Origin of the sequence: Bradyrhizobium sp. SHOUNA76 (assembly GCF_023006445.1) — a bacterium.
In the GTDB taxonomy this organism is placed as follows: domain Bacteria; phylum Pseudomonadota; class Alphaproteobacteria; order Rhizobiales; family Xanthobacteraceae; genus Bradyrhizobium.
On record NZ_JALBHA010000251.1, the window covers coordinates 1 to 8,969 of the forward strand.

The 8,969-nt window shown below is 64.4% G+C and carries 7 protein-coding genes; 2 read left to right on the plus strand and 5 right to left on the minus strand.

Annotation, left to right across the window (positions count from 1 at the left end; all coding sequences use genetic code 11):
* The 4 genes from MOV74_RS22940 to MOV74_RS22955 form a co-directional block, all read right to left on the minus strand.
* Positions 1 to 785 (minus strand): ABC transporter ATP-binding protein (locus MOV74_RS22940; protein WP_246927296.1); only part of this gene is annotated, 785 nt, incomplete at its 3' end.
* 128 nt (positions 786 to 913) lie between these two features.
* Complete coding sequence (locus MOV74_RS22945; RefSeq protein WP_246927298.1) at positions 914 to 1,801, minus strand: ABC transporter permease; 888 nt, start codon at positions 1,799 to 1,801, stop codon at positions 914 to 916.
* Positions 1,802 to 1,820: 19 nt separating this feature from the next.
* Positions 1,821 to 2,762 (minus strand): ABC transporter permease, encoded by a 942-nt coding sequence (locus MOV74_RS22950; protein ID WP_246927300.1) that lies wholly within the window; start codon positions 2,760 to 2,762, stop codon positions 1,821 to 1,823.
* Positions 2,763 to 2,997: 235 nt separating this feature from the next.
* Positions 2,998 to 4,128: a M20/M25/M40 family metallo-hydrolase gene (locus MOV74_RS22955; protein WP_246927302.1), complete on the minus strand. Its 1,131-nt coding sequence runs from the start codon at positions 4,126 to 4,128 to the stop codon at positions 2,998 to 3,000.
* Positions 4,129 to 4,397: 269 nt separating this feature from the next.
* Between MOV74_RS22955 and MOV74_RS22960 the strand changes: the two genes are divergently transcribed.
* Positions 4,398 to 6,008, plus strand: coding sequence for an ABC transporter substrate-binding protein (locus MOV74_RS22960; RefSeq protein ID WP_246927304.1), 1,611 nt, complete (start codon positions 4,398 to 4,400; stop codon positions 6,006 to 6,008).
* Between the two features lie 231 nt (positions 6,009 to 6,239).
* Positions 6,240 to 7,835 (plus strand): glycosyltransferase family 39 protein, encoded by a 1,596-nt coding sequence (locus MOV74_RS22965; protein WP_246927319.1) that lies wholly within the window; start codon positions 6,240 to 6,242, stop codon positions 7,833 to 7,835.
* Between the two features lie 204 nt (positions 7,836 to 8,039).
* Here the strand turns inward: MOV74_RS22965 and MOV74_RS22970 are convergent.
* Positions 8,040 to 8,969, minus strand: a 930-nt coding sequence (locus MOV74_RS22970) for an MFS transporter (protein WP_246927311.1), incomplete at its 5' end; no start/stop codon positions are given.

An 8,969-nucleotide genomic window follows, 5' to 3' on the forward strand; every position in this document is an offset into this window, starting at 1 on the left:
CTCGGCACCGACGCGAGCAGATTGCGGGTGTATTCCATGGTCGGATTGCGCAGCACGGTCTCGAGCGGGCCGGTCTCGACCAGGCGGCCCTGCCGCATCACCGCGACGCGGTCGGCGATCTCGGCGACCACGCCCATGTCGTGGGTGATGAACAGCACGGCGGTGCCGTGATCGCGCTGGAGCTCGCGGATCAGGCTCAGGATCTGCTTCTGAGTGGTGACATCGAGCGCGGTGGTCGGCTCGTCGGCAATGAGCAGCTTCGGCTCCAGCACCAGCGCCATCGCGATCATGATGCGCTGGCGCTGGCCGCCGGAGAGGCGGTGCGGGTAGGAGGCGAAGATGCGTTCGACCTGGGGCAGGTGGACCTGCTCCATCATGTCGAGAATGCGCTTCCTGCGCGCCCTGGCATCGAGCTTGGTGTGCGCGCGCAGCACCTCGTCGATCTGGCGGCCGACCGGCACCACCGGATTGAGCGCGGTCATCGGCTCCTGGAAGATCATCGCCATCTGAGTTGCGCGTAGCTGGCGCAGGCGGCGGTCGGTCGCGGTGAGCAGCTCTTCGCCGACCAGCTTGACGCTGCCGGCGGTGGGCACCAGCGTGCCCTTCGGCAAAAGGCCCATCGTGGTGAGAGAGGTCACCGACTTGCCCGAGCCGCTTTCGCCAACGAGGCACAGCGTCTCGCGCTCACGGACCTGGATCGAGATGCCGTCGATGATCTTCGGTCCATTCGGCTTCTTGCCGACGGAGACGACGAGGTTGTTGATGTCGAGGATGGTGTCGGTCATCAGGTCACTCCATCGTCATTGCGAGGAGCGAAGCAACGAAGCAATCCAGAAGTCCTTCCGCGGATGCAGACTGAATTGCTTCGCTTCGCTCGCAATGACGGAACAAGGGGCAGGGGCGGCGAGACAAATCACTTCCCCTCCCGCTGCTTCATGCGGGGATCGAGGGCGTCGCGGGCCGCGTCGCCGATCAGGTTGATGCTGAGGATGGCGATCGAGAGCAGGAGGCCGGGCCAGAAGATCAGCGATGGCTTGATCTGGAAGTACTGGCGGCCCTCGGCCATGATGTTGCCCCACGTCGGCGTTTCCGGCGAGATGCCGGCGCCGAGGAAGGAGAGGATGGCCTCGGTGAGGATCGCGCTGGCGCAGACATAGGTGCCCTGGACGATCAGCGGCGCGATCGTGTTCGGCATCAGGTGCCGCCACATGATCTTCGGCAGGCTGGAGCCGACCGAGATCGCCGCCTCGACGTACGGTTCTTCGCGCGCCGACAGCACGACCGAGCGCACCAGGCGCGCCACGCGCGGAATCTCGGGAATGGTGATCGCGATCAGCACGGTCCAGAGGCTGGCACCGGACAGCGACACCACCGCGATCGCCAGCAGGATGCTCGGCATCGCCATCAAGCCGTCCATGACCCGCATCAAGACGGCATCGACCAGCTTGAAGAAGCCGGAGACGAGCCCGATCGCGAGCCCGATGACGATCGACAGGATCGCCGAGCCGATGCCGATCAGAAGCGAGATGCGGCCACCATAGAGGACGCGCGAAGCCAGGTCACGGCCATAGGCGTCGGTGCCGAGCAGGAATTGCCCGGACGACGGCTTCAGCCGCTGCGACGGCGCGAGCTGGATCGGATCATGCGGCGCGATCAGCGGCGCGAGGATCGAGATCAGCACGATCAGCGCGAGCAGGACCGTCGCCGTCGCGATGATCGGTGTCGAGGTCAGGAATCCGAAGCGCGGGCGCAGAGGCGACGTGATCGGAATAGAGGACTGGGGAAGGGTATCGACCGACATGTTTGTCCTTGTCCTTGCCTCAGTACCGGATCCGGGGATCGAGCAGGGTGTAGGCGACGTCGATGAGAAGGTTGACGACGACGTAGATCAGCGACGTCAAGAGGATCATCGCCTGGATCACCGGATAGTCGCGCGCCAGCACTGCGTCCACGGTGAGCCGGCCGATGCCGGGGATGTTGAACACGCTCTCGGTGACGACGACGCCCGAAATCAGAAGCGCAAAGCCGGTGCCGATCACGGTGATCACAGGCACGGCGGCGTTGCGCAGCGCGTGCCGCATCATCACGGCAACCTCGTTGATGCCCTTTGCGCGCGCCGTGCGGACGTAATCCTCGCCGAGCACGTCGAGCATCGCCGCGCGCGTCATGCGCGCGATCAGCGCGATGTAGATGAAGGAGAGGGCGCAGGTCGGCAGGATCATCCGCTCGAAGAACGGCCCGAAGCCGTTAAAGATGCTGCGGAAGCCCTGCACCGGCACCCAGCGCAGTTCGATCGCGAAGATCTGGATCAGGATGTAGCCGACCACGAACACCGGCACCGAGAAGCCGAGCACGGAGAGGCCCATCACGAAACGGTCGATCCAGGTGCCGTGCTTCCACGCCGCGATCACGCCTAAGGGAACGGCGACGATGACGGCGAGGATGATGGTCGACAGCGCGATCGAGATCGACGGCTCGACGCGCTGGCCGATCATCTTCATGACAGGCAGATTGGAGATCAGCGACGTGCCGAGGTCGCCGTGCAGCAGCTTGTTCACCCAGGTGATGAATTGCACGATCAGCGGCTCGTTGAGGCCGAGCGAGGTGCGGATGCGCTCCAGCCGTTCGGGCGTCGCGTTGTCACCGGCGAGAATCGCGGCGGGGTCGCCAGGGGTGAGGCGGAGCAGGAGGAAGACGAACAGCGCGACGACGCCCATCACGGGCACGGCGGCGAAGATTCGGCGTAGGAGATATCCGAGCAAGTTGGATTCCGTCAGATTAGAGTCAAATCGGCGGCAGCCGCGATGGTCAGTTCTGCCACTAGCCTAACATTTCAGCAATTCCCGTGCCATCAGGGCCACAGATTTTGCAGTGCGGCTAAGCTCCCAGGGTGGGCAAAGCGGAGCGTGCCTACCGCTCCTCCATTTGGCAGAATGGTGGGCACGGCGCGACGCGCCCTTTGCCACCCTACGGAATAGCTAGGGAACAGCGGCGCCGTCACTCCAGCGTCGCCAGCAGACCCGCCATCAACCGACCGCGCTCAACCAGACTCTCGACTTCGATATACTCCTCGAGCGTGTGGCCATTGCCGCCGCGCACGCCCAGGCCGTCGAGCGTCGGGATGCCCATTGCACCGGTGAAGTTTCCGTCGGAGCCGCCGCCGGAGCTCGCATGCGGCAGTTCGGCGCCGAGTGATTTGGCGATGCCGCGCGCCTTTTCGTACAGCGCCATCGTGCCGGCATCCGGTTCCCACACCGGGCGCGTCACCCCGCGTGTCACCTTGAAGGCGACGTCGTTGCTCGTGCCGGACAGCGCCAGCATCCGCTCGACGCCGCGGTCGAGATCGGCCTGCCGTTTGGCCATGGAGAGCGCTTCGCCGGTGGCGGTCGTGGCAACGCAATTGACCCATTGCCCGCCGTGCACGACGCCGACCGAGAAGGTGCAGTCCTCCGTCGTCATCGCGTCGATGGCGAGAATCTGCCGCGCCATCTCGCGGATCGCCGAGCGTCCCGCCGACAACGTCGCGCCGGCGTGGCTCGGCCGGCCCGTCGCCTCGAGATTGAATCGTGCGATGGCATAACGTCCGGTGGTGACGCCGTTGTCGGTACGGCCGGGCTCGGGCACCAGCACATATTTGTTGCGCGCAGCCTCCGCCTCGATGATGTCGCGTGTCGAGGGCGTGCCGACTTCCTCGTCAGGCGTGAACAGCACGGTGATCGGCAGCGGCGTGGTGAAGGATGCGCGCGCCAGCTGCCGGATCGCTTCCAGCGACAGGTAGTTGCCGCCCTTCATGTCGTAGATGCCGGGGCCATAGCACTTGTTGCCCTCGCGCCGCCATTTCAGCTTCTCGATGGTGCCGACCGGGTGGACGGTATCCATGTGGCCGGCGATCAGGATGCCGGGCCCGCCCTGCTTCGGGTGCGGAAAGCGCGCGCGGATCACGCCACCGAAGCCTTGCCGTCCGACGATGCGCTCGATCGTCGCACCCATGATCGCCATATCCCGCGCCGCGATATCGAGCATGCGGTTCACGGCACCAGCATCCCAGGTCGGGCTCTCGCATTCGACCCAGCCACGCAGACCCTGGAGCATTGCCTCGGAATCGAAAGGAAGATTGGCTGGATTCATCTCGATGTCTCTCAAGCTTCGAAAGATGGAACGCGCGTTGCATTGCCGCGCGGCAGGACGAGTGGAGAGTGTTGTAGAGCCAAACCGATCCTTGTGGAGCCCGTGCCCGCGCCGCCAGGGCTTGCAGCGAAACCGGATTGACGCGCTCGGCCCTGTCTGCAAGTCTCGAAAGATAAAGGCATTGCATGAGGTTAGTTCGCCCAAGGAACGAGCCGCATGCTTAACCAATAACCTGCCTTTGAACAGTTTCACGTCAGGAGAAACTTTTTATGTTCCACTTCATGCGCCGGAGGCCTCGCGCGCTTGCCTCCAAACTTGCGCTGTCGGTCGTCGCGCTTTCGACCGCGCTGGCCTCGCCAGTGCTCGCAGCGGGCAAGACCATCACGGCGGTGATGCATTCCGATCTGCGCATCATCGATCCCATCTTCACCACGGCCTACATCACGCGCGACCATGGCTACATGGTCTACGACACGCTGGTGGCCCCCGATTCGACCTTCAAGATCCAGCCGCAGATGGCGGACTGGAAGATCTCCGACGACAAGCTGACCTACACCTTCACTCTGCGCGACGGGCTGAAGTGGCATGACGGCGCGCCGGTGACTGCGGAGGACTGCGTCGCTTCGTTGAAGCGCTGGGCCGCGGTCGACGGCATGGGCCAGAAGCTCATGGACTTCACCGCGAGCATCGAGGCGACCGACGCCAAGACCATCACGTTGAAGCTGAAGGAGCCCTACGGCCTCGTGCTCGATTCCATCGGCAAGCCGTCCTCGCGCGTCGCCTTCATGATGCCGAAGCGCCTCGCCGAGACGCCGGCGGACAAGCAGATCCCCGAGCAGATCGGCTCGGGTCCGTTCAAGTTCGTGGCGTCGGAATTCCAGCCGGGTGTGAAGGCGGTCTACGTCAAGAACACCGATTACGTGCCGCGCAAGGAGCCGGCGAGCTGGACCTCGGGCGGCAAGGTGGCGAAGGTCGACCGCGTCGAATGGATCACGATGCCGGACTCTCAGACCGCGGTGAACGCGCTGCAGTCGGGCGACATCGATTTCATGGAGAACCTGCCCTACGACATGCTGCCGGTGCTGGAGGCGAACAAGGAGATCACGATCGAGGTCTCGAACAAGTTCGGCTTTCAGACCCTCGGCCGGATGAACTTCCTTTATCCGCCGTTCGACAACGTGAAGGTGCGGCGGGCTGCTCTTCTGGCCATGAACCAGAAGGACGTGCTCGACGCGCTGGTCGGCAATGCCAAATATCAGAAGATCTGTGGTGCGTTCTTCATTTGCGACACGCCGTTCGCAACCGAGGCCGGCGCCGAGACTCTGGTGAAGGGCAATGGCATGGCGGAAGCCAAGAAGGCGCTCGCCGAGTCCGGCTATGACGGCACCCCGGTCGTGGTCATGGCGCCCGGCGACGTCACGACCCTCAAGGCGCAACCGATCGTCGCGGCCCAGTTGCTGCGCGAGGCCGGCTTCAAGGTCGACCTGCAGGCGACCGATTGGCAGACGGTGGTGAGCCGTCGCGCCAGCCAGAAGCCGCCGAAGGAGGGCGGCTGGAACATGTTCTTCACCAACTGGGTCGCAGCCGACGTCTCCAACCCGATCGCCAATCTCTCGATCGGCGGCCAGGGCAAGAAGGGCGGCTGGTTCGGCTGGGCGGAAAGCGCCAAGATCGAGCAGCTCAAGGACGCCTTCGTCCGCGCCCCCTCGCTCGACGAGCAGAAGAAGATCGCCGCCGACATCCAGAAGGAAGCCTATGAGCAGGTGATCTATATCCCGCTCGGGCAGTATCTCCTGCCGAGCGGCTGGCGCAAATCGCTGACCGGCGTGCTCGACGGCCCGGCGACGCCGCTGTTCTGGAACGTCGACAAGTCGGAGTAGGCGGGCGACGCGTTCCCGCGACTTTTGTCGGATCGTGATGCGGCGCCGCTGATATCAGCGGCGCCGCTGCCTTTTGTTGGCTGCGCCAATTGAGAAGGCGCGCGGCTTTTAACCCTTCCAATGTCCGATCATTGCTATTTGTTTCAATCTTGAAATAGATGTGTGCTCCTCACCCATTACTTTCCCTTCCTCAATCTGATTCCCGTGTCGATCGATTTTGCATTACAGGCGATGGCCGAACGGTCCGATCGCACGCCGGCGCGTTGGCGGCGACCTTTCCTGCGTTGGCTGGATGGCGTCGAGGCGGGCTGGGCCGTGCCTCTTCTCATCGGCTGCTTCGTTGCGATCTGGACGCTCTATCTGGCGATCGCCTATGCCGGCGGCGGCCTGCACCCTGATACGCTCGAGGCCTGGACACTGGGGCGGCATTTCGCCTGGGGCTATCACAAGCATCCGCCCCTGACCGGCTGGATCGCCGCTGGCTGGACCTCCGTCTTCCCGCTCAGCGACTGGTCGCTGCAGTTGATGGCGATGGCCAATGCCGGGCTTGCGCTGATCTTCGTCGACCAAATCGCGCGGCAATTCGTGACCGGGCACAAGCGCATCCTGGTGCTCTTGCTCCTGATGCTGACACCGATTTATCAATTCCACGCCCAGCGCTTCAATGCCAATTCGGTGCTGCTCGCGGCCTGGCCGCTGGCGACCTGGTGCTTCCTGCGTGCATTCGAGACGCGGGCCCCGCTGTGGGCGGTCGCGGTGGGATGCACGACGGCGTTGGCAATGGTCGGCAAATATTATTCGATCTTTCTCGTCACGAGCTTTGTGCTTGCCGCGCTGGCACACCCGGCGCGACGCGCCTATTTCACCTCCGCTTCGCCCTGGATCTCGGTCGTCGTCGGGCTCGCGGCGCTATCACCCCACATCCATTGGCTCGCGACAACGGGCGCGTCGACTTTCACCTACGCGCTGGCGCATGCCAACGGAAGCACTGCGACTTCACTCGGCGAGGCGAGAAACTTTCTGCTGGGGCTGGCGGCGGCGATGAGCATGTCGGCCGTGCTCTGGGTGCTCGTCGCAGGAACGCGCTTGAAGCAGTTTCCGGCCGACTTCGCGGCGATGAGCCCGGGCCTGCGGCTTCTGTTCTACGTCGCGATCGGCACGATCCTGCTGCCGATCCTGACCTCGCTTGTGATGGGCACAGATCTGCCGTCGCTATGGGCGTTGCAGGGCTTGTTCCTGTTCACTGTTCTCGTGGTCTGCGGCACAAGCTACCCGATCGAGCGCTTCTACACGGTCAACCTGACCGTGATCGTGGCCGGCGTCGCGCTGGCCGCCGTCCTGGTCGCCGCGCCGATCCATGCCGTCTATCGCAACGATCGCGGTTATGAGGAGGGCCGGAATCTTTACGCCCAGACGGCCGGCGAACTGACGCGCGCGTGGCGGGAGCTGACCGGCGTGCCGCTGAGCGCCGTGAGTGGTGATGGTTCGCTCGCCTTCGCCGCCGCGTTCTACGGCCAGGACCATCCGTATAATGCGGGACCCTTCGAGTACGAAGATACGTTGGGATTGCCGCGCAAGACGTCGCTCGACCGCGGCTGGGCCGCGCTCTGTTACCGCGACCAGGAGCCTTGCATCCGATGGATGGAGTGGGCGTCCTCCCGGACCGGACACTTCGTCAGGCGTGAGTTCACTGCGCAGGCGACCCTGTGGGGGCGGCCCGGTCTCGCGCGGGAGGTCGTTGTGCTCATGGTGCGGCCGAGGGGAATGCGGACGATCCCCAAGAGCGCTGCAGATGATTTCAGCGCCAGCCGGCGGGCGACCGACTAGGGGACCATGCTCAGCAGTGGCTGTCGCGAACCTGCTCGAGCCCCTCGCTGGCAAATGGCGTTGTGAACGTGGTCTGCTCAGCACCCGGTTCGGAACTTTCCGCCCTCTGCCGCTCTACGTCGTGATCTTCGCGGTGTTCCGGTTCCATTGCAGCGGCCTTTCAAAAAATGCTGCAGGACAACATCGCGGCCGCCGGGAAGTTCCTTACCCGACAGGACGATGATGCGGCTTGAACAGCCGTCCCTTCTCCACCACCAGCACAATCGCGAGCGCAGCCAGCGTCGACAGGAAGAAGCCGACCGAGAACGGCAGCAGTGTTCCGTCGAAGCTCTGTCCGATCGCCATGCCGACCACGATTCCGATCAGCGTCGTGATCGAGCCGTAGAGCGAGGAGGCGGTGCCGGCGATGTGGCCCTGCGGCTCCATCGCGAGCGCGGTGAAGTTCGCGATCATCATGCCGAACGAGAACATCATCAAGGCGGAAAGCACCATGAACAATGCGAGCGGCAGCATGCCGAGGCTTTCCGTCAGCAGCATCACGGCGGCAACGACCGTGTAGAGCGCCAGTGCCCCGTGCGAGATCACGCGCATGCCGAGCCGCCCGACCAGCCTCGCATTGAGGAAGCCGGCGATGGCCGTGCCGGCCGCAATCGCGGCGAAGGCAAGCGGAAAGTAATGGCCGAGGTGATAGATTCCGGTGAAGACCTGCTGGGCGCAGAAGACATAGGCGAAGAGCGCGCCGATGACGCTGCCGGCGGCCGTGGCATAGCCGATGGTCTGGCGGTTGGTCACGGTCTGCCGAAACGCCGAGAGCACGTCGGCGGGCGCCAGCGACCGGCGCCCGGACTCGGGAAGGGTCTCAGGCAGCCGCAGCACGCACCATGCGAGCGCGAGCAGGCCGTAGAGCATCAGCACCACGAAGATGCCGCGCCATGCCGTCACCAGCAGCACCGCCTGTCCAAACGAGGGGGCGATCACGGGCACCGCGATGAACACCATCATGGCGAGCGACATCACGCTCGCCATGCGGCGGCCGGCATAGCAGTCGCGCACGATCGAGGTCGCGATCACGCGCGTCGCCGAGGTGCCGAGCCCCTGGAGCGCGCGCGCCAGCAGCAGCGTCTCGAACGAGGG